This is a genomic window from Arthrobacter sp. 01T419 (assembly GCF_056398865.1).
The window spans coordinates 44,514-64,651 of the sequence record NZ_JBFTQF010000013.1; the positions used below are offsets into that span (position 1 = coordinate 44,514).

The following is a 20,138-nucleotide window of genomic DNA, read 5'->3' on the forward strand; positions in this document are numbered from 1 at the left end:
GTCAGTGCCCTTGCACATCGGAGTCGACGCCCGCGTCCTGCCCCGCGTCCAAGGTGTCGATCGCGGACAGGTCTGCATCGTCCAGGGCGAAGTCGAAAACGTCCAGGTTTTCCTTCATGCGCAGCGGATTGGCGGACTTCGGGATGGCCACGAGCCCCTCCTGGACGTGCCAGCGCAGCACAACTTGTCCAGGTGTCTTTCCGTGTTTCTTTGCGATGGCCGCCAAGACGGGGGCATTCAGGAGATCTCGCCCGGCTCCCAACGGACTGTACGATTCCGTGGCGATGTTGTGGCTCTCATTGAAGGCACGCTCGTCGATCCGTGTGATGGACGGCGAGATCTGGATCTGGTTGACGGCCGGCAGCACCGAAGTTTCCTCCAGAAGCCGCTCGAGGTGTGAGGGTTTGAAGTTGGACACGCCGATTGAGCGCACCTTCCCCTCAGCCTGGAGCCTCTCGAAAGTCTTCCAGGTGGAGATGAACTCGTTCCGTTGGGGGAGCGGCCAATGGATCAGCAAGAGGTCCACGTAGTCCAGTCCGAGGCGCTTGAGGGAGCCCTCAAGCCCTTCGACGGCGCGATCTCGGCCCTGGTAGGTGCCGTCCAGCTTGGTGGTGATGAACAGTTCCTCGCGCGGGATGCCGCAGTCCCGCACGCCTTGCCCGACGCCGGCCTCGTTACCGTATCGGTAGGCCGTATCGACATGCCGGTAGCCAAGTTCGACGGCGGACACCACCGCCGTGGCGACCTCGGCGTCGTCGAGCGGCCAGGTTCCGAGGCCGATCTGCGGAATGGCATTGCCATCGTTGAGCCTGATCAAGGGTGCAGATTCCATATCGGAAGTCTTTCCTATCGGCAGGTATTTGCACAGTGCTCCGGCTTCACCACGCGTAGTCTTCCGGCGCTGTCCGGTGGCCCGGGAAGATGTCATCGAGCCGCTTGAGGGAATCGGCATCGAGGGTGACATCCAAAGCCCGGATGGCAGCGTCCAACTGCTCCTGGGTGCGGGGACCCACGATCGGTGCGGTCACCGCCGGCTGGTGCAGCAACCAGGCCAAGCCCACATCGCCGGGCTCCTGGCCAAGGTCGTCGGCGAGGTCCTCGTACTGGCGGATCTGGTCCTCGTGCTTCTTGAGCGTTTCGGCCGCGCGGCCCTCAAGGCGCCGGACGCCGTCTCGCTCTTTCTTCAGCACGCCGCCCAGCAGACCGCCATGAAGTGGCGACCACGGGATCAGCCCGAGGCCGTACTGCTGTGCGGCCGGGATGACTTCCAGCTCGACGTTGCGGGTGAGGAGGTTGTAGATGGACTGCTCGCTCACGAGCCCGTTGTAGTTGCGCCGGGCGGCGGCTTCCTGGGCTTGGGCGATGTGCCAGCCAGCAAAGTTGCTACTTCCTGAGTACAGGATCTTGCCCTGTTGGACGGCAACCTCGATCGCCTGCCAGATCTCATCCCACGGAGTGTTCCGGTCCACGTGGTGGAACTGATAGACGTCGATGTAGTCGGTCTGCAGGCGTTTCAGGCTTGCGTCCAAGGCCCGCCGGATGTTGAGGGCGGACAGCTTGGACTCGTTGGGGCGGTCCGTCATGGTTCCGTAGAGCTTGGTGGCCAGGACCACGCGTTCGCGGCGCTCGCCGCCCTTGGCAAACCAGCGGCCGATGATTTCCTCGGTCCAGCCCCGGTTGTCGTGGCCGCCGTAGACGTTGGCGGTGTCGAAGAAATTGATGCCGTAGTCAAGGGCGGAATCCATGATGGAGTGCGCTGCGGATTCCTCCGTCTGCGGGCCGAAGTTCATGGTTCCGAGGCACAAGCGGGAGACGCTGAGGCCTGAGCGGCCCAAGTGGGTGTACTGCATGGTTTTGCTTTCCTTACGCTGTGGTGGTTCTTACATTTGGCTGAAGGACGCGACGGCGGGATCTGCGCCCAGGCGAGCACCGGCGTCGAGCGCGCTGACGGCTTCCAGTTCTTCCAAGGTGAGCTGCAATGACGCCGCCGCGAGGTTCTGCCGGATCCGTTCCGGGTGCACTGACTTGGGAATGACGATGTTGCCGATTCCGAGGTGCCACGCCAGCACGATCTGGGCCGGGGTGGCGTTGTGTGTTTCGGCTAGTTTGGTGACTGTTGCCGACCCCAGGTCCGCTCCCTGCCCTAGCGGGCTATAGGCCTCGACGGCGATTCCGTGCGAGCGGCTCTTCGCCGCCAGTTCCTGCTGCTGGAACGTCGGGTGCAGTTCGATTTGGTTGACGGCGGGAACGACGTCGGCTGATGCCAAGAGCGTGTCGAGGTGTTCGGGCAAGAAGTTGGAGACGCCGATTGCCCGGGCGCCGCCGTCGGCGTGGATCTTCTCGAGAGCCTTCCACGCGTCCACGAAGAGGCCCTGGGATGGCACCGGCCAATGGATCAAGTAGAGATCGATGACGTCGAGGCCGAGTTCGCGGCGGCTGTTGTCGAACGCCGCAGCGGTCTGCCCCTGCTCGCCGTTGCGGAGTTTGGTGGTGATGAACAGTTCTTCCCGCGAGATGCCGGAAGCCTTGATTGCTGCGCCGACGCCGGATTCGTTCCGGTACGCCGCGGCGGTGTCGATATGCCGGTACCCGGCTTCAAGTGCGTCCTCGACGGCTTTCTGGGTTTCGGCGGGCGGGACTTGGAAGACGCCGAAGCCGAGTTGGGGGATGGTGATCGAGTTGTTCAGGACGAGCCCGGGAACGGTTGAATTCTGAGCGCTGGACATGTCCGGCCTTTCGTCGCTGCTGGGTGGATTGTTGCTGGCACTTTCGAGCCTATGCACGTTCGCGGCAACAATCAGTAGATTTGACGCCCCCTCTTTTTCCTAGGACTGGCAGTCCTACCTTGGCCGTAGAAACAGGCCTCTAGGGAGGGAAGAATAGAGACATGGGTCAAAGCGCCGAGTTCGGAAAATTCCTCAAAGCCATGCGTGCCCGGATGTCGCCGGAGGATGCAGGATTGCCGGAAGCGTCCGGCGCGCGCCGCGTTCCCGGGCTGCGCAGGGAGGAAATTGCCCACTTGGCCGATGTGAGCACGGACTACTACACACGCCTCGAGCAAGGCCGCCATATCCATCCGTCCAGGGCCGTCCTTGAAGCAGTGTCGCGGGCGCTGCGCCTGGACTCAAGCGAGCACACGCACATGATGGACCTCCTAGAGCACTGCGCATCGAGCGCCAAAGCGCCGACTCCCACGCCACGGGTGCGGCCGGCCTTGCGCCAACTTCTGGACGCTGTGGGCGACGTTCCGGCGCTCCTGCTTGGCCGGCGCAGTGACGTTCTTGGAGCCAACCGCATGGCAGTCTTGCTATTTGCCGACTTCCCGTCCATGCCTCCCGCCGAGCGAAACCTCACGCGCTGGCTGATCCTGGACCCCCAGGCACGCAGACTGTTCCGGGACTGGAAGACGGTTGCCGCGGAAGCCGCCGGCTCCCTACGTGCGGATACCGGGCGGCACCCCGACGATCCCCAAGCCAACCAGCTCGTGGGCGAACTCGCCGTAAACAGCGAACACTTCCGCCAATGGTGGGCCGGGCATCGAGTGGCGGCGCGTTCGGCCGGCACCGTCCGGTTGCATCACCCCGCGGTGGGGGACGTCGAGCTCAACTTCGAGAATTTGGCCCTGCCGCAGGACCCGGATCAAGTCCTACGCGTCTATTCCGCAAAGGCGGGTTCGCCGTCGGACGATGCCCTGAAGCTGCTGGGCAGCTTTGGTGCGGGAACGGCGGTTGGTGCGGCAACGGCGGCGACGGCGACAAGCCCGGAGCTGTTCGAGCGCCAAGCCTCAAACGAGAGCTGACGAGTTTCAGCCATATGTGCTCTACGTCACTGTGCCACTGCATAGTGAATTGGCATGATTCTGTCTATGTGCCCATTGGGCGGCCCTTGCGCGGCGTTTAGGCTGAATCCAGACCTTTTTCGCATATCAAGGATGGAATTCAACGATGAAACGCATCGCGCTGCTGAGGGAGCGGGCAAGCACCGCAGGGTCCGCTGGATCCACCGGCTCCCATTGCCCGGCATCCGGTCAATGGAGCCCTGAAGGCGAACCCCACATTGTGCACACCTTTTTTGAAGGCCACGTCTTCCCGTCCCACAATGGCGTGGCAACGGTCTGGCATCGCCAGTACCTGGTCGCTGGATCCCGATGAGCCCCGAAACCTTAGGGGCATGGGGCCCAAGCCACTTCACGACGTCGGCCCAGCGGCCCGCGGCGGCGGCGCAGCACCTGCCGCCGTCGAAATGGTCCGAACTCAATCGCGGCGAAACCGTCTGGATCCACGAGGACAGGTGGGGCTTCGACGCCGGCCTTGTGGACGAAGTGTCCTCTGACCACGAATTCCTGTGGATCGAATTTGCCGGCCGTGGCCGGCGACTCCTCTGTGGCGGTGACCCCGTCCAAGTCTGGACCCGCGGGTGAGTCCAGACTCGCAACTGATGGCCGCCAGCCTTTCCACAGAAGGGCTGGCGGCCATCGTCGGTTTTGGGGTTTGTTTGGCTTAACGCTCGAGGTCTAACGCTCCAGGCGGAATCCGAGCTTGATGGTTACCTGCCAGTCGGCCACGGCGCCCTCGCTGAGGTGGCCGCGGATTTCCTTGACCTCGAACCAATCGAGGTTGCGGAGGGTCTGGCTTGCAGCCGCAATCCCATTCTTGATGGCGGCGTCGACGCCCTCGGACGAGGTACCAACAATTTCGGAAACGCTATATGTGTGGTCAGCCATTCTTGCTCCTCATGATCGTCCTTGATGCCTGAACTGCTGGCCTGGCAGGCCGTGAAAGCAGACTAGCCGACGCAAGGCCGGGGGAACAGGGGTGGCACTGTGGATAGGATCATCGGCAGCAAGGCCGCGGGTGAGGTGACAACGGCGGCAGCCTGCAACGCTTCCTCTTTTCCCCCGTATCCCCAGAGCGCGAATAACGTGGAAATTCCGTGCTCGGCTGCGCCCGCGACATCGTAGCTTCTGTCGCCGACCATTACCGGGTTGGAGATGTCGATGCCCTGGGAGGCGAGGCGGAGCAGCGCTTCACCGATGACTTCTGCCTTGGTCGCTCTTCTTTCAACGTCCGATGCCCCGCAAATGTTGATGAAGTTGCTCTCGATTCCAAAGCGTCGTGCGAGTCGCAGTGCTTGATCTTCCACTTTGGAGGTAGCAACAGCCATGGGGATTCCTGCCAACAGCAGTTGCTCCAGCAACTCGATGACCCCTTCGTACAGACTGGATTGCTCCGCGCCGTGATCCGCGTATGCCTTGCGGTAATGTTGGAGGGCTTTCTGGGCTGTCGCTTCATTCAGCCCGGAGACTGTTCTGAATGAGTCCACCATCGGCGGACCGACGAACCTGAGCAGTTCATCCGGCGACGGGACAGGCGCTCCTACGGATTCCAAAGCCTGGGCAGCACTCGAAGTAACACCCAAAGCTGAGTCGATGAGCGTTCCGTCCATGTCGAACAGGACGCAGGTGATGCCGCCGAACGGCGGGCGTGTGTGATGCGGAAGTATCATCTTTTTGGGGCTTTCGGTCGTGGATCTGGTTCTGCTTGGGTTGTGCACGGGAATTTACTTTTTGAAGGGTGGACATCGACCGAGTGAGTCTTGATCACATAGACCAGAGGATCCTTGCGGAGCTCACCAAGAATGCACGCATTAGTCATGCCGAACTGGCGACCAAAGTCCTGCTTTCAAGGAATGCCGTGCGGCAGCGGGTCGACCGGATGGAACGGCAAGGGTATATCCAGGGATATACGGTGGTTGCAGGCACATCGGGGCAAAGTCCTGTCTCGGCTTTCCTCATGGTTTACAGGAAAGACCGAGTGCGCGGTTCAGACGTCATCACTGTTTTGCGTTCGATTCCGGAAGTGGTTTTGTGCGACGTCGTCAGCGGTGACTTTGATCTTCTGGTGAGACTTGAAGCCCGGTCTTTGGAGAGAGTCCAGGAGATTTGGGAGCAGATTGCCGCCCTTCCCGGAGTCACGGATACGGTGACGGCCATGACGCTTTCCAGTCTCATCCGGCGCGGCGTGGAGCCGACCGCGTGACGGATCAGCAATCAAACCGCTGTTATGTGGGTGCCCTTGGCTGGAAACGCAGCGGATTCAAGGATCGATTGAGCAACGGCCCGGTCCAGGAGTTTCCTCTCCATGACGACGTCGAGAATGGTTGACCCATCCCGCAGTGCATCCTTGGCTACTGCCGCTGCCGCTACGTAGCCGATGGCCGGAACCAGTGCTGTTGCAAGGCCTACCGAGGTTGCGGTCTGGCGGGCGAGACGGCTGGTGTTCGCTTCGATGCCTCCCATGCAATGTGTCCGGAGAATGAGTGCTCCTTGTTTGAGCCATGAAACGCCTTGAAGCAGGACATGCGCGATGACCGGCTCGAAGGCATTGAGTTGGAGCTGACCATTGTCTGCCGCCATCGTTACGGCGGTGTCTGCGCCGGCGACCGTGAAAGCGATCTGATTCATGGTCTCCGGGATAACAGGGTTGACCTTTCCGGGCATGATGGATGACCCAGCTTGGCGGGGAGGCAGAGTGATCTCACCAAAGCCATTTTGCGGTCCGCTGGACAGCAACCGGAGGTCGCTGCTGATTTTGGACAGCTTTATTGCGGTCCGTTTCAGCATGCCCGACATGTGCATGAAGACGCCGACGTCGGACGTCGCTTCGACCAGATCGTTGGCAGGAAAGACCTCGACACCGGAAATCTCAGACAGTGCCCGCAGTACCAATTGCTGGTAGCCCGGTTCGGCAGTGATGCCGGTGCCGATGGCGGTGGCGCCCAGGTTGCACTCCCGCATCAGCTCTGTGGACTCCAAGAGCCTGAAGCGATCTTCTTCCAACGTCGCGGCGAAGGCATTGAACTCCTGACCCAGGGTCATCGGCACAGCATCCTGAAGCTGCGTTCTGCCCATCTTGACAACGTCGGCAAATTCGGCGCCCTTGCTTCTGGCGGTTTCGGCAAGCCTGCCCAATTCTTGGTTCAGTTCTGTGGTGGCGAAAATGAGGGCCAGTTTGATTGCGGTTGGATATGTGTCGTTGGTGGATTGGCATCGATTGACATGGTCAATGGGGTGCAAATGCTGGTAGTCGCCGCGGCGGTGGCCTAGTTTTTCCAGGGCAAGGTTCGCGATCACTTCGTTGGCGTTCATATTGGTGCTCGTGCCCGCGCCGCCTTGGATGACGTCCACGCAGAACTGTTCGTGGTGATGGCCGTCCTCGATTTCCTGGCACGATTCGCGGATTGCTGCCGCTTGCTGGGGCAAGAGGACCCCGAGTTCGCAGTTGGCCTGCGCTGCGGCGCTCTTGATCATCGCGAGGGAGCGCACCAAATGCGGGTGGCTGGAGATAGGAATGCCGCTGATGGTGAAGTTTTCCAACGCCCGGGCAGTATGTGCTCCCCAGTAGGCGTTCGCGGGTACAGGAATGTTCCCGAGCGAATCGGTCTCGGTGCGGGTGGTCATGGCATTACATCCTCTATTTCTTGATGCAGACGACTTTGGGCTGGGTCATCTCCTCATAGGCAAAATGGACACCTTCCCTGCCGAGGCTTCCGTATTTGGAACCACCGAACGGCATGCCGTCGAACCGATAGTCCGACGAATCGTTGATCATGACGCCCCCTGCGTCGAGGCGGCGGGCAGCGTCCATGGCGTTGCTCAGGGAGTCCGTAAAAATGCCGGCGTGAAGGCTGAATTCGATGGCATTTGCTACTTCAATGGCTTCTTCGAAGGTGTTGAAGGCGTGCAGCATGACCACAGGCCCAAACACTTCTTCGCTCCACAACCTGCTGTCCGCCGGGACGGCTTCCAGAACGGTCGGCTGAAGCACATTGCCGTCGGTCACGTTGCCGGCGAGAAGTACGGCGCCGTCGTGGATTGCCTCATCCAGCTTGGCTTGGAGTTCGCGTAACGCGGCGGGGCTGATCATCGGCCCCACGTCCGTCCGCTCATCCGAGGGATCTCCGGCAACCAATCGGGCCGTAGCTTCCAGGAAACGCTGTCGGAAGTCGGCGTACAACGGTGTGGCTACGAGTATCCGCTGTACCCCAACGCAGTTCTGGCCGGCGGCCCAGAACGCCCCAGAGACACAGGATTCCACGGCGTCGTCAATGTCTGCATCGCTCATGATGATGACTGGCGCGTTTCCGCCCAGGTCCATGGAGAGCTTCTTCAGGCCGGCAGCGCGGGCGATGCTTTCCCCAGTGGAGAACCCGCCGGTGAACGACACCATTCTTACGTCCCGGGACCGGATGATCGCTTCGGCCACCTCCCGGTCGCCGTGAACAACAGTCAGAACCTCACGCGGAAGCCCGGCAGCCACAAGGGCGTCTGTGAGCAGCTGGGCCGACAGGGGAGCAAGGGCAGATGGCTTGAGGACCACGGCGTTTCCCCCAGCGATGGCCGGACCGATCTTGTGCGCCACCAGGTTGAGGGGGTCGTTGAAGGGCGTGATCGCTGCGATGATGCCAAGCGGTTCCCGTGAGTACCACCCCGTCCGGTCTTCCGAGCCCTCGTATGAGTCAAACGGAATGACTTCGCCGGCGTTCCTGCGTGCTTCGACTGCGGACAGCCGGAGTGTGTTGACAGCTCGCAGCACTTCCTTTCGTGCCTGGCGGATGGTTTTCCCGGACTCGGCAACAATGGTCAGTGCGAACTCCTCGGTTCGGCGCTCGATGTCCGTAGCCGCAGCGTCGAGGATTTTGCCGCGTGCGTTGCGAGACAGAGCCTGAGCTTTCCGCGCACCGGACCGGGCCACGTCGAGAACGGCTTCGCCGGCAGAAGCATCGGTCAGAGGAACCGCGCCGACGATCCTGCCATCGTAGGGGCTGGTCACCTCACGGAACCGTGGCAGCACCGTCTCCATGGCGCAAAGAGTTGACTCAGACATGTGCGGCTACCGGTGTCTTGGCGGAGTGCATGGCGATGATGTCAGAAAGCAAAGCGTAGGCGGTTTCCATACGCCCTGCCCCGGGCCCCGAGACGGTGATGGATCCAAGGAGGTCAGTATCGAAGGAGACCGCGTTCGTCGCGCCCGAAACACCGGCAAGCCCGCTGTCAAGGGGAAGCGCGGCCGGAGCTACGCCTGCTGTGACGGTCCCATCGGGATTCCGCCGCGCCGAACCGATGAGCTTCCAGCGGCGTCCGTCCTGGGATGCCTTACGAATATCTTCCGCCGTGACAGTCGAGATCCCCTGGCGCTGGACGTCCTTGAGTTCGATGCCCGCGTCGAGCAGCTCGTTGGCAAGGATGAGGACCTTGAGCTGGACATCATAACCCTCGATATCCGCCGCGGGGTTTGCCTCCGCATAACCGAGTTCCTGTGCTTCGCTGATGGCTGCTTCGAAGTCCAGGCCGGCTTCCATCCGACCGAGCACGTAGTTGCTGGTGCCATTGAGAATGCCCTCGAAACCATTCAACCGGAGTCCGGAGAACATCTTCTTTGCCAGACGGATCACAGGAGTGCCGCTCATGACGGCTCCTTCGTATTCGAAGTGCACATCGTTCTGCTTGGCGAGAGAATTCAGCTCGGCCCCCCGGAGGGCTACCGGTCCCTTGTTCGTGGTGCACACGCTCTTGCCGGATTCGAGCGCCCACCGCACGTGGGAGACCGCAGGCTCGCCGTCGTGAGGGTTCGTGAAGGTGGCTTCGCAGATGATGTCTGCTGTGCAGGAGCGGATGACCGACTCATTGTTCGTGTCAGCGGATCCGCCGTGTTCGGCGAAGGTCTCGCTCCCGCCTCCGAGGCTCAGGGCCATGGAGAGATCAATACCTTCAGGCCGAACCAGGGATCCGAGGCGAAGGTCGGTGATCGCCACGACCCGGAGGCCAAAGCCCAGCCCGGAACGAAGGGCCTCGCCGCGTGTTGCGATCAGTTCGGCTAGGGTCCTGTTGACGCCGCCGAAGCCGATCAAGGCAATGTCATAGGTAGTCATGCTGCTCCTTCAGTCAGTTACATCGGTCTTCCAATGTTGGCCGCATTCCATGTCAGTCAAGGCATGTGATTCTGCCTGAAGGGCAGGGCGAAATGACCAACCACATTCCGATTCGACATGAACACCCCCAAGTAACATGTGTGCAATATGTGCATGTTCAAATGTTTTTAATGACCAGGCAGGTCTTGCTGTGTTATCTTCATCACCATCCCTTTGCGCAGCTCCGGCCATCCTGAGGACCCTCGATCTCCGAGGTATCACGCGCATCCTTCGCATCTGATTCGACCACCGACCTGACCGCCGACCCGGGAGACACAATGGAATCCTCTTCATCCGTCACGCTAGAACCGCAACGCTCAGACCCGCCGCCGCTTGAATCCGGGCTACGCCGGTCCATGGGGCCGAGGCACCTGGTAATGATCGCCATGGGTGGCGTCATCGGCTCCGGACTCTTCTTGAGTTCGGGCTACACGATCTCCCAGGCTGGACCACTCGGCGCTGTCATCGCCTACCTGATTGGCTCCTTCGTGGTCTACCTCGTGATGGCGTGCCTTGGCGAACTTGCTATCGCCTACCCAGTCTCGGGGGCTTTCCACATCTACGCATCGCGTTCGATCGGGCCAGCCACTGGGTTCACTACCGCTTGGCTTTATTGGCTTTGTTGGGCGGTAGCCATCGGATCGGAATTCACAGCTGCGGGCCTCCTCATGCAGCGTTGGTTTCCAAGCATCGATGTGTGGGTTTGGTGTGTGATCTTTGCGGCCGTGCTTTTTGGCCTCAACGCCGTCTCTTCGCGATTCTTCGGAGAGTCGGAGTTCTGGTTCGCGATCATCAAGGTCGGCGCGATCATCGTCCTGATCGTGCTCGGCGGTGCCGCGTTATTTGGCTTCCACCCGCTGAGCGAGGCCGGCAATCATCCCTTCCTGTTTGCAAACTTCAATACAACAGGCGGCCTTTTCCCAAACGGATTCACTGGTGTCCTGGTCACAGCGCTAGCAGTGTTCTACGCCTTCTCCGGATCTGAGCTCATCGGTGTAGCGGCTGGCGAAACTGCGGATCCTGCCACAAGCATTCCGAAAGCCATGCGCAGCACGGTTGTCCGGCTGCTGATCTTCTTCGTCGGGGCCATCGCGGTCATCGCCGCCACCATCCCCTTTGGCCAAGTTGGCCTGGACCAAAGCCCGTTCGTGACGGTCTTTTCTTCCATCGGCATTCCATTTGCTGCCGATGCCATGAATTTCGTCATCATCACCGCGCTCCTTTCTGCCGGCAACAGCGGCCTCTTCTCCTGCGCCCGCATGTTGTACTCACTCTCGGATGAAGGACATGCCCCTCGGGTATTGCGAAAGCTCACTCGACGTGGCATTCCCATGGTCGCGCTCTCCGTGAGCATGGTGGGCGGCCTGGCATCGCTCATCAGCAGCGTGGTTGCTCCGGAGACGGTGTACTTGGCCCTGGTGTCCGTGGCAGGGTTCGCCGTCGTCGGCGTGTGGATGTCCATCGCCGCATCACATTTCTTCCACAGGAGGACCTATGTCAAGAACGGCGGCAATGTCGCAGCCCTTCCTTACAGGGCCCCGATGTTCCCCCTCGTGCCGATCCTGGCGTTCTCGCTCTGCTTCATTTCGCTGATCGGCATTGCGTTTGACCCGAACCAGGTAGCCGCTCTCTACTTCGGAGTTCCCTTTGTGGGAGCCTGCTATGCATTTTTCTATCTCAAGTACGGACGCAAGGCGCGCACAGCACAGCCGTCACTACTGGACCGTTGACCACCGTCTACCCAGCTTCTCGGCCAGGGACCGCCGTCCCGGCCGAGGAGCTGTCCAACGGATGACAAATGAATTCAGAACACGTGATGCCCTTTGCCGGCAGTTCGATCCGGAACGTCGGCAACTGGCTGGAGGTCGACGTCGGCGGTTTCGAGTCGCGGAAATGGAGAGCGCGAACTCGGCGATCCTCGCCGATCTCTACACCGTGTGGGCAGGAGCACGCCGCATTCCGATCAATGGCGACGTGTGAGAATAGGCGTGATTGATGGTCGGAAGGAGCACTGACAATGGATTCTTCCTCGGAAGCGTCGTCCATGGCACAAGGACTTCGGATTGTGCGGCTGGTCGCTGACCGGGAGAAGTGGGGGCGACGGCTTCTCGGCGTTTCCCAGCTCGCCTCCGAGCTGGACATGGAACAAAGCCGCGTATCCCGTCTTACCCAGGAACTGTGTGATCTGGGACTTCTGGAACGTGTCGAACGGGGTCCGTTCCGGACAGGCCCACGATTTTTCGATCTCGCGGCTTCACTTAATACTGGCTGGGTTCGCGAATCAAGAACCGAGCTGGAGGCTTTGGTGGCCACGCTAAGCCTCCGATCCAGGGTTTCCGTCAGGGAGGCCTTCCGGGTAATTCTCCTGCGCGCGTCCAGCAATGACGCGCTCCCCGGCGGCTTCGTAAAACCTGGCATGGTGACGCCCATATGGTGTACAGGGTCGGGCCGCGCTCTTTTGTGGGACCACGAGCAGGTCGCGATTCAAGATCTCCTCAAGGACGTCAACTTCATCGGCGTCGGCGGGCCGGGCGCGGCCCACTCGGCCCTGGAGGTCTGCGAACTCATGGACCGGGACAGGGCCCGTGGCTTCACTTTGGCAGCGGAAGAATTCGAGCACGGCGTCTACGAATTGGCCCTGCCCATCCGCAACCGTGAAGGAACGATTCTTGCTTCACTTAGTGTTCTGGGCAGCAGGTCCGAGATCGAACCCAGGGCCGGGAAAATTGCCAAGGTTCTGACGGAGTCAGCCGATCGGCTGGGATCTCGCGATCACCGCAGGGGAGACAGTACGGGAGGCGCAGGCCTTGCGAGCTAGGCCTGCGCCTGCGCCAACGACTGACCCAGCGTCGATTCCAGCCACTTTCCCCACGACACAAGAGCCGAGGCGCAGAGCTCCCGCCGCGGCTCCAGCCGTGTCTTAGGACCCACTACCTGCAGGGCCGCCACTACGTCCCCCTTGAAATCCCGGACCGGAACCGCCAAAGAATACAAGCCTGGTTCGGCTTCCTCGTCGACGATGGAATACCCCCGGCTCCGAGCCTCATGCAGCCGCGTCAGGAAGTCCTCGACATCCACTGGAGTCTTGGGGCCGTGACGAACAAACGCAGCAGACCCGAAAACTGTTCGTACCTCGGCGTCGGACGACTCCCAAAGCAGTGCCTGGCCGGCGTCACTGCAGTAGGCCGGGTACGGCCGGCCCAACCACGAACCGACCATGTTGCTGCTCGCCGGAATGCGCTCACCGACCGTCACTGTGCTGTCGCCGCTCAGAACTCCGAGGAAGCATCCTTCGTTCGTTTCACCAGCAAGCCCCTCCAAGGCGGTTATTCCGTCGGTCTGCAGCCGTTGTTCGGTCAAAAGCTGGGCGTCGGTAAATAGTGACCAGCTCAGGGTGTAGGACCGCCCGTCCGCGCGTTCCAGAAAGCCTTCCTGCTCGGCGCCCCGGAGGCTTCGCGAAACCTGGCTGCGGTCTTTGCTCAGATCCCCTGCAATGTCGGCGACTGTTCCGCCGGAGAGGCCTTCCGCGTTGCGGGAACCAACTGCAAGGACAGCCATGATTCCCCGTCCCATGCTGGATGTCTTAGGCATGGATTCGATTCTAGCCACCAGATGGCGCACCTCAGTGGATAGCAAACACCCGGGCCGGAAAGCCGCTGCCCTGAAGGGGCTTGGGCCACGTTGCAACAAGGGCGGCACCCTTTTCGGGAAGATCGCCCAGGTTCGTCAATAGCTCGATCTGCCAACGGTTCTGTTCCAGCACGTATGTCTCAAGACTGAAGTCCTTGCGGGAAGTGGCCACCCCCGGGTCGGTGTCCGTCTGTTCGTGACCTACAGCCGCAATCGACCGTTGTTCAAGCAAAAACGTGAGGACTTCCTGCGACCAGCCAGGCGTATGACTCACGCCTTCGCTGTCTCTGTTTGCCATGGCGTCTGCATCGGGCCAACGTTCGCTCCAGCCCGTCCGCAACGCCACAAAGCAACCCGTCGGGACAGTACCGTTTCGGCTTTCCCATGATTGGAGGTCCTCCATTGTGGGGGTGGCATCGGCATCAGCCCTGACCTTTTCGGTGATGTCCAGGACAACCAGCGGAAGGACCATGTCCTCTACCGGAATTTGGTCCAGGGTCCGGCCCCCGCGGATGAAATGCGACGGGGGATCGACGTGGGTTCCCCATTGCCCGATGATCGAATAGCGATGCGCGGTGAAACCGTCGCCCTTCTCCAGATCGAACACGGCATCCCTGGTCTCGTTGGGGAAAGCGGGGAAATGCGGCTGGCCAGGGTGGAATGCGTGCGTCAAGTCGGTGAACGTCCTTCCCGCTAGCAGGGGCCGGAGTCCGTCCCAAAATCCCGTCGTGGCGTGTTCGGTCATGATGCGGCTTCGCTCTCATATGCCGCAAGGGGCGCGGTGGCGGAGACACTTACGACGCCCGATAGCTCTATGACGGGCACCTCCCAGGGGTGGATTTCCACAAGGCGACGCATGAACCGCTCCACATCGGCATCGTCAAGTGATGCGTCGAAATAGGTGGTGAAGACAAAGGTCGGCGAAATGGTCCGCTGGCCTATTTCCCCCAACGTAGGGTTGGCGCCTGGCCCCACGGTGAATCCTTCGAATCCCACGCCAGACTCGAAAACATGCCTGTAGTTTCCGAAGTCCCCCAATTCCGGAGAGTCCGCCAGGGCCTGGAGCAGCGCCGTGATGCCTTGATCGTTCCTCAACGCCCCGTCCTCGCCCCTTGTTAGCCCGGAGAAAGTCTCCGACGTGATAGGCCAATGCACGCGCAGCTTGCGCACTGATTTCATTTTGATACCCAAGGTGATTCCTCTTCCCTCCACAGCTCGCAGATTGCTTGACTGCCATGGTGGCACAGCAAGGTTGATCATTACAAGCATTTACAAATGCTTATTATGATCACTATATTGAGTGAGTGGTCACGCCAAGGACATCTCGTCCGCACAGGCTTGAATTAACATCAACTGCTTGGAGATCCGAACGATGCCCCGTATCACCACGTTGTCCCACATGCTCGACGCCGGGTCGAACCTGACGGTGGACGGCGCGCTTGCCACTGAACTCGAGGCGCGCGGCTGCAATTTGGAGGACTCTCTTTGGTCGGCCAAAGTGCTTCGGGAACAACCGCAGCTGATCAGGCAGGTGCACCGCGACTACTTCAGTGCAGGTGCCAAAGTTGCAATCACAGCGAGCTATCAGGCCACGCCACAAGGATTTGGACAGCGCGGCGTCGGCGAAGTGGAAGCCTTGGAATTGGTGGTATTGAGCGTACGCCTGGCCGACGAGGCGAGGCGGGAATACTTGGTTGAAAACCCGGAAGCGGGACCCCTGCTGATTGCCGGATCCGTGGGCCCTTATGGCGCCTACCTCGCCGACGGGTCGGAGTACCGGGGCGACTACTCCCTCAGCCGGAGCGAGTTCATGGAGTTCCACCGGCCTCGGATCGCGGCGCTGGTGGAGGCTGGAGTGGACTTGCTGGCAGTAGAGACGTTGCCATCAGTGTCGGAGACGGGAGCTCTGGTGGCACTAGTGGAAGAATTCGATGTCGAATCGTGGTTCTCCTTCACGCTACGGGACGGGCGGCACATCAGTGACGGCACGCCCCTTGCCGACGTCGCAAGGCTCTGTTCGACGCAGCCGAGGGTTGTCGCCATCGGTGTAAATTGTGTGCCGTTGGACTTGGTCTCTCCGGCGCTTGAGGCCCTACACAAAGTCACCTCAACTCCATTGATCGCGTATCCGAATTCCGGCGAAAGCTATGACGCGCTAACCAAGACCTGGACACCCGGCCCAGCCGTGCGCGGCGCTGATGGCAGGCAACCTGCAAGCCTTGCGGAAGGAGTCGGCATCTGGCAAAAACTTGGTGCTCGGCTTATTGGCGGGTGCTGCAGGACGACACCGCAAGATATTGCTGGGATTTGGCCCGGATAGGTGAGCGAGCGTCTGGGATTTGGCCCGGATAGGTGAGCGAGCGTTCGGGGGCGGCGCCCTTCGGGCTTAGGCCTCCAGGACGTACGTCCGGAGATCGTCCAGGGTCTGCTGCATGTGCGCGTCCATGGCCTCGCGGGCGCGGGGAGAGTCGCCGGCTTCGAGGGCTTTCAGGATGGCACGGTGGTGTCCGATGGCGTGCTCCTGGATCTCCGGGATTTGCGAGGTCTGGGTGCGCCGGGTTTCCAGGACGCGGTGGAGGGGTTCGAAGAGTACGGCCACAAACACGTTGCCGGAGGCGTGCAGGATCACGTCGTGGAACCCGAGGTCTGCTTCGACGAACGCGCCTACATCACTTGAATCGTGGGCTTTCTGCATGGCGGATACATGGACGTGCAGCTGCTCGATTTCCTCGGGGGAGACCCGTGAAGCTGCGAGTTCGCAGGCGCCGGTCTCGAGCATGCGGCGCAGCTCGATGAGCTGGACGGCCGCTGCGGCGTCGTTCTTTCCCTCCGAAGCCGCGCGCAACACTGCTTCGAGGGATGCCCAGCGGTTCAGGGGATTGACGAACGTTCCCCGGCCACGCTCCACGCTCAGGATTCGCTGTGCCTCGAGGGTCTTCATGGCCTCTCGGACGGTCATGCGGCTGACTTCGTGTTTGGCGCTCAATTCGAGTTCGCCGGGAACCACAGTGCCCGGCGGAAATTCGCCCGCGACGATGCGGTCCAGCAGCTCGTCAGCGACGACGCCGACCAGCGACTTGCGTGCCATGGTGCTCCGTTCCTAGATGTCTGACATCTTACGCTGGCGGTTGCCGGCTTTCGTTCCAAAACGCGCCGAGCGCCAGGGCGCAAGCATGCGGTTGCTCCCAGTGGACGCTGTGTCCGGCGTCCGGGACTGCCACGAGTCTGCGAAGCGGACTGGCCGCGACGAAGGCTTCCGCTTGGTCCAGCGAGCGAACGAGGTCCCCGACGCCGGCAATCACGAGCGTCGGCGCTGACACCTTTTCGGGGACCTCCGCCGCCACCCCAGCCATCGCCGCGAGGCCGCTGGGGCCCAGGACATCAAAGGGTAGTTCGAATCCCTGGCCCAGCAAACGATGGTCCTCAGGGGACAACGCCCCAAACCAGGCCTTCATGCACTTGGAGCGCGTCGCGTCGTCAATGAAGCCTTGCCGCAGCTGCGATTCGAGCATCGACTTGAAGGCATCGTTCGGCGGAGCCGGAACCATGCCGATGAGGGCCACGCTCGCCACCAGCTCCGGACGCGCGGCCGCTAACGTCAACGCCACGCTGCCACCCATTGAATGACCGACGACGTGGACGGGCGAGGGGTTCCGGGCGGCAACTGCCGCCACAGAAGCCGCCGCCGCCTCCAGGGTCCACTCGAATCCCGGAGGCAAAACCTCACCACGGTGATACCCGGGCAACTCGACGATCCACACTGAACGTCCGGCGTCGAGCAATTCGGCGGCGAGCGGCTCCCAATAGGCCGACGTCGAGGCCCAGCCATGCAGCAACAGGACGGGAGGCTGGGACAGTTGTCCCGGCGTCGTGCTAGCGGCCGTTGGAAGGCGCATGTCCACATGTAGCGCCGCGACGGTGGGAGGCTCTTGAAGCATGCGCCAAGCATAGTGACGACTGACACTTGCACAGCCGAAAGCGGGTGTGTCACACTAGCATTCAAATATTAGATGTCTGACATCTTACATTTACTTTCAGAAGCAAAGATTTCCCACGATGGAGTGCACAGTGACCCTTGAAGCCGATGTTCTGGCCGCCTTCCCGGCTGAAGTCCAGATCCCCGCTCAGCTGGTTGCCGACGCCGTTGCAGCGTCTTCCGCAGCCTCGCCCCGCGTCCTTGTAGTCCTCGACGACGACCCCACGGGCACCCAATCAGTCGCCAACCTGCCGGTACTCACCCGCTGGGAGGTTGCCGATTTCACGTGGGTATTCGCCCACATTGTGGAAAGCCAGTCCCAGCCCGCGGTCTATGTGCTGACCAACACGCGCAGCCTGGACCCGGTGGAGGCTGCTGCCCGCAACGAGGAAATCGTGCGCAACGCCCTTGCCGCGGCGGGCAGCGCTGGTTCGAGGCTGCGCCTCGGTTTCGTCAGCCGCTCCGACTCCACCCTCCGCGGCCACTACCCGCTGGAACCGGACGTCATTGCCGCCATGGTCGCCGACGTAACAGGCGAGTCCACAGACGGCGTCGTGATGGTCCCAGCCTTCCCCGACGCCGGTCGCGTCACCATCGGCGGCGTGCACTACATGCGCGGCACCGGGGACGACGCCGGCAAGCTCACCCCGGTTGCCGAGACCGAGTTCGCCAAGGACGCGAGCTTCGGCTTCGCTAACTCCGAGCTGGCCAAATATGTGGAGGAGAAGTCGCATGGCCGCTTTCCGGCCGGCGATGTGATCGTCCTCGACCTCAACATCATCCGCGCCGGTGCGGCTGCTGCGGACGGATCGGCCGGAGATCCCGAGCTCTCCGCCAAGGCCATCGCCGACGCGATCGAACCCGCCACGAACTCCACGCCCATCGTCGCGGACATCGTCACCGAGAACGACCTCCGCGCGCTGGCCCTCGGACTGGAAGAAGCCGAACGCCGCGGCAAGAAGCTGCTCTACCGCGTGGGCCCGCCGTTCGTCCGCGGCCGCATCGGCCAGGAAATCCGCCAGCCGCTCAGCGGCGAGGAAGCCTACGAAGGCAACACTCCCTCCACGGCCGGCGGACTGATCGTTGTCGGCTCGCATGTCGGCCTCACCACGCGCCAGCTCAACGTCCTCACGGCCCAGCACAGCTCGGCACGCATCATCGAGATCGACGTCGAGAGACTCCTCGCCGCCGAAATCGAAGCTGACGCTTACATCGGAGCTGTGGTCGCCGCCGTCGTCGACGCCCTCCACCACGGCGACGTCATCGTCCACACGAGTCGCCTGCTGATCAAGACCGACGACGCCGCCGCGAGCCTGAAGATTGCCCGCAGCGTCTCTGCCGCCGTCGTCGCGGTCGTGAACCGGACGCTCAAGACCTTCCCACCGCGCTTCGTCATCGCCAAGGGCGGCATCACGTCCTCGGATGTCGCCGCGCACGGCCTGGAAATCCGGCACGCGATTGTCCGCGGCCCCATGCTGCCGGGCATCGTCTCCCTCTGGGAGCCGGTGGACGGACCCGCGAAGGGCATCCCGTACATCGTCTTTGCCGGCAATGTGGGCGACGACGAATCCCTGGCGCAAGTCACGCGCAAGCTCAGCAACACCTTCTAGAACCAACCGCCGCATTCAATGGAGAACACCATGACCAGCAACTACACCGTCGCCGTCCTCGGCCTGGGCGCCATGGGCCTGCCGATGGCCACCCGCCTGGCAAGCCAGCTCACCGTCCACGGCTTCGACATCGCCGAACCGCGGCTGAAGCTCGCCGCCGACGCAGGGATCCGCACCTTCGCTTCGGCCCGCGAAGCCTCTGAAGGCGCCGACGCCTTGCTCCTTGCCGTGCGCAACGGCGAACAGCTCGACGACGTCCTCTTCGGCGAGAGCGGCGTCGCCCCGGTGCTCAAGTCTGGCGCCGTCGTGATCCTCGGCAGTACGGTCGGTACCGAAGCCATCCCCGCCACCGTGGCCCGCTTGGCAGAGTACGGCGTCGAACTCGTTGACGCACCCCTTTCCGGCGGCCCCAAGCGCGCCGGCGAAGGCGACCTCCTGATCGTGGTGGGCGCGACCCCGGCCGCACAGGAAAAGGCCCGACCCGCCCTGGAACTGCTGGCCTCCACCCTGACTATCGTGGGCGACAAGCCCGGTGATGGCCAAGCCCTCAAGACCGTCAACCAGCTCCTCTGTGGCGTGCACATCGCCGCAGCCGCGGAGGCCATGGCCCTCGCCGATGCCCTTGGATTGGACCAGGCCAAGACCCTCGCCGCCCTCGAAGCAGGTGCCGCGGGCTCGTTTATGCTGTCCAACCGCGGTCCCCGCATCCTCGAGGCATACAACGACGAAGGCGCCGAGGTCCTCAGCCGTTTGGACATCTTCGTGAAGGACATGGGCATCGTCGGCAAGGCGACGCGCGCCGCCGGCCTGGCCGCTCCGGTCGCCGCCGCCGCCGAACAGCTCTACCTCCTCGGCCAGGCCCAAGGCCTCGCCGCCGCCGACGACTCCGCCGTCATCAAGGTCGTCGCTCCCACCAAACGCACCGCCTAGAAAAGCACCCCCAACAAAGCGTG

22 protein-coding genes are annotated in these 20,138 nt (G+C 62.0%); 9 read left to right on the top strand and 13 right to left on the bottom strand.

All coding sequences use genetic code 11. The features are described 5' to 3' along the window. Position 1: 1 nt before the first annotated feature. The 3 genes from AC1DLO_RS17115 to AC1DLO_RS17125 are packed head-to-tail and all read right to left on the bottom strand — an operon-like array spanning position 2 to position 2,726. Positions 2 to 832, bottom strand: a complete 831-nt coding sequence (locus AC1DLO_RS17115) for an aldo/keto reductase (protein WP_476890881.1) — start codon at positions 830 to 832, stop codon at positions 2 to 4. A 46-nt stretch (positions 833 to 878) separates the two neighbouring features. Next, positions 879 to 1,850 carry an aldo/keto reductase gene (locus tag AC1DLO_RS17120; protein ID WP_476890882.1) on the bottom strand — a complete coding sequence of 324 codons (972 nt, stop codon included), beginning with the start codon at positions 1,848 to 1,850 and terminating at the stop codon, positions 879 to 881. A gap of 30 nt (positions 1,851 to 1,880) precedes the next feature. Continuing rightward, the gene (locus tag AC1DLO_RS17125) at positions 1,881 to 2,726 is read right to left on the bottom strand and encodes an aldo/keto reductase (protein ID WP_476890883.1); all 846 of its coding nucleotides are present in this window, start codon (positions 2,724 to 2,726) and stop codon (positions 1,881 to 1,883) included. Between the two features lie 161 nt (positions 2,727 to 2,887). Between AC1DLO_RS17125 and AC1DLO_RS17130 the strand changes: the two genes are divergently transcribed. From AC1DLO_RS17130 to AC1DLO_RS17140, 3 genes are all read left to right on the top strand, one after another. Further along, positions 2,888 to 3,799 carry a helix-turn-helix transcriptional regulator gene (locus tag AC1DLO_RS17130; protein WP_476890884.1) on the top strand — a complete coding sequence of 304 codons (912 nt, stop codon included), beginning with the start codon at positions 2,888 to 2,890 and terminating at the stop codon, positions 3,797 to 3,799. Positions 3,800 to 3,944: 145 nt separating this feature from the next. Beyond that, entirely contained in the window at positions 3,945 to 4,151 is a 207-nt protein-coding gene (locus AC1DLO_RS17135; RefSeq protein ID WP_260405008.1) for a hypothetical protein, read from the top strand. Then, positions 4,148 to 4,420 carry a hypothetical protein gene (locus AC1DLO_RS17140; RefSeq protein WP_476890885.1) on the top strand — a complete coding sequence of 91 codons (273 nt, stop codon included), beginning with the start codon at positions 4,148 to 4,150 and terminating at the stop codon, positions 4,418 to 4,420. The genes AC1DLO_RS17135 and AC1DLO_RS17140 overlap by 4 nt, the downstream gene beginning before the upstream one ends. Before the next feature lie 93 nt (positions 4,421 to 4,513). Here AC1DLO_RS17140 and AC1DLO_RS17145 read toward each other — a convergent pair whose 3' ends face one another. Further along, positions 4,514 to 4,723: a dodecin gene (locus AC1DLO_RS17145; protein WP_184740694.1), complete on the bottom strand. Its 210-nt coding sequence runs from the start codon at positions 4,721 to 4,723 to the stop codon at positions 4,514 to 4,516. A 62-nt stretch (positions 4,724 to 4,785) separates the two neighbouring features. Beyond that, positions 4,786 to 5,505, bottom strand: coding sequence for an HAD hydrolase-like protein (locus tag AC1DLO_RS17150; RefSeq protein WP_476890886.1), 720 nt, complete (start codon positions 5,503 to 5,505; stop codon positions 4,786 to 4,788). Between the two features lie 74 nt (positions 5,506 to 5,579). On the opposite strand from AC1DLO_RS17150, the gene AC1DLO_RS17155 reads away from it, so the two are divergent. Then, positions 5,580 to 6,038, top strand: a complete 459-nt coding sequence (locus tag AC1DLO_RS17155; protein ID WP_476890948.1) for an Lrp/AsnC family transcriptional regulator — start codon at positions 5,580 to 5,582, stop codon at positions 6,036 to 6,038. An 11-nt stretch (positions 6,039 to 6,049) separates the two neighbouring features. On the opposite strand, the gene AC1DLO_RS17160 is transcribed toward AC1DLO_RS17155, so the two are convergent. The 3 genes from AC1DLO_RS17160 to AC1DLO_RS17170 are packed head-to-tail and all read right to left on the bottom strand — an operon-like array spanning position 6,050 to position 9,930. After that, a complete protein-coding gene (locus tag AC1DLO_RS17160; protein ID WP_476890887.1) occupies positions 6,050 to 7,459 on the bottom strand; it encodes an aspartate ammonia-lyase in 1,410 nt (469 codons plus the stop codon). A gap of 13 nt (positions 7,460 to 7,472) precedes the next feature. Further along, on the bottom strand, positions 7,473 to 8,885 hold the full coding sequence (locus AC1DLO_RS17165) for an aldehyde dehydrogenase family protein (RefSeq protein ID WP_476914534.1): 1,413 nt from the start codon (positions 8,883 to 8,885) through the stop codon (positions 7,473 to 7,475). Next, the gene (locus AC1DLO_RS17170; RefSeq protein WP_476890889.1) at positions 8,878 to 9,930 is read right to left on the bottom strand and encodes a homoserine dehydrogenase; all 1,053 of its coding nucleotides are present in this window, start codon (positions 9,928 to 9,930) and stop codon (positions 8,878 to 8,880) included. Before AC1DLO_RS17170 ends, AC1DLO_RS17165 begins: the two co-directional genes overlap by 8 nt. Positions 9,931 to 10,247: 317 nt before the next feature. Here AC1DLO_RS17170 and AC1DLO_RS17175 point away from each other — a divergent pair, with 317 nt between their 5' ends. Together AC1DLO_RS17175 and AC1DLO_RS17180 are read left to right on the top strand one after the other, a co-directional pair. Next, the gene (locus AC1DLO_RS17175) at positions 10,248 to 11,699 is read left to right on the top strand and encodes an amino acid permease (protein WP_476914535.1); all 1,452 of its coding nucleotides are present in this window, start codon (positions 10,248 to 10,250) and stop codon (positions 11,697 to 11,699) included. A 287-nt stretch (positions 11,700 to 11,986) separates the two neighbouring features. Further along, complete coding sequence (locus AC1DLO_RS17180) at positions 11,987 to 12,787, top strand: IclR family transcriptional regulator (RefSeq protein WP_476890891.1); 801 nt, start codon at positions 11,987 to 11,989, stop codon at positions 12,785 to 12,787. Here AC1DLO_RS17180 and AC1DLO_RS17185 read toward each other — a convergent pair. The 3 genes from AC1DLO_RS17185 to AC1DLO_RS17195 are packed head-to-tail and all read right to left on the bottom strand — an operon-like array spanning position 12,784 to position 14,868. Continuing rightward, complete coding sequence (locus AC1DLO_RS17185) at positions 12,784 to 13,560, bottom strand: IclR family transcriptional regulator (RefSeq protein ID WP_476890892.1); 777 nt, start codon at positions 13,558 to 13,560, stop codon at positions 12,784 to 12,786. The genes AC1DLO_RS17180 and AC1DLO_RS17185 overlap by 4 nt on opposite strands. A gap of 31 nt (positions 13,561 to 13,591) precedes the next feature. Continuing rightward, on the bottom strand, positions 13,592 to 14,344 hold the full coding sequence (locus AC1DLO_RS17190; RefSeq protein ID WP_476890893.1) for a cyclase family protein: 753 nt from the start codon (positions 14,342 to 14,344) through the stop codon (positions 13,592 to 13,594). Then, on the bottom strand, positions 14,341 to 14,868 hold the full coding sequence (locus AC1DLO_RS17195; protein ID WP_476914536.1) for a hypothetical protein: 528 nt from the start codon (positions 14,866 to 14,868) through the stop codon (positions 14,341 to 14,343). The genes AC1DLO_RS17190 and AC1DLO_RS17195 overlap by 4 nt, the downstream gene beginning before the upstream one ends. Before the next feature lie 103 nt (positions 14,869 to 14,971). Between AC1DLO_RS17195 and mmuM the strand changes: the two genes are divergently transcribed. Next, complete coding sequence (gene mmuM, locus AC1DLO_RS17200; protein WP_476890949.1) at positions 14,972 to 15,919, top strand: homocysteine S-methyltransferase; 948 nt, start codon at positions 14,972 to 14,974, stop codon at positions 15,917 to 15,919. 66 nt (positions 15,920 to 15,985) lie between these two features. On the opposite strand, the gene AC1DLO_RS17205 is transcribed toward mmuM, so the two are convergent. Both AC1DLO_RS17205 and AC1DLO_RS17210 read right to left on the bottom strand, forming a co-directional pair. Continuing rightward, positions 15,986 to 16,687 (bottom strand): FadR/GntR family transcriptional regulator, encoded by a 702-nt coding sequence (locus tag AC1DLO_RS17205; RefSeq protein ID WP_476890895.1) that lies wholly within the window; start codon positions 16,685 to 16,687, stop codon positions 15,986 to 15,988. 28 nt (positions 16,688 to 16,715) lie between these two features. After that, a complete protein-coding gene (locus tag AC1DLO_RS17210; RefSeq protein WP_476890896.1) occupies positions 16,716 to 17,537 on the bottom strand; it encodes an alpha/beta fold hydrolase in 822 nt (273 codons plus the stop codon). 130 nt (positions 17,538 to 17,667) lie between these two features. Between AC1DLO_RS17210 and AC1DLO_RS17215 the strand changes: the two genes are divergently transcribed. Together AC1DLO_RS17215 and AC1DLO_RS17220 are read left to right on the top strand one after the other, a co-directional pair. Next, the gene (locus AC1DLO_RS17215; RefSeq protein ID WP_476890897.1) at positions 17,668 to 19,185 is read left to right on the top strand and encodes a four-carbon acid sugar kinase family protein; all 1,518 of its coding nucleotides are present in this window, start codon (positions 17,668 to 17,670) and stop codon (positions 19,183 to 19,185) included. A 30-nt stretch (positions 19,186 to 19,215) separates the two neighbouring features. After that, positions 19,216 to 20,115, top strand: a complete 900-nt coding sequence (locus AC1DLO_RS17220) for an NAD(P)-dependent oxidoreductase (protein ID WP_476890898.1) — start codon at positions 19,216 to 19,218, stop codon at positions 20,113 to 20,115. Positions 20,116 to 20,138 lie beyond the last annotated feature (23 nt).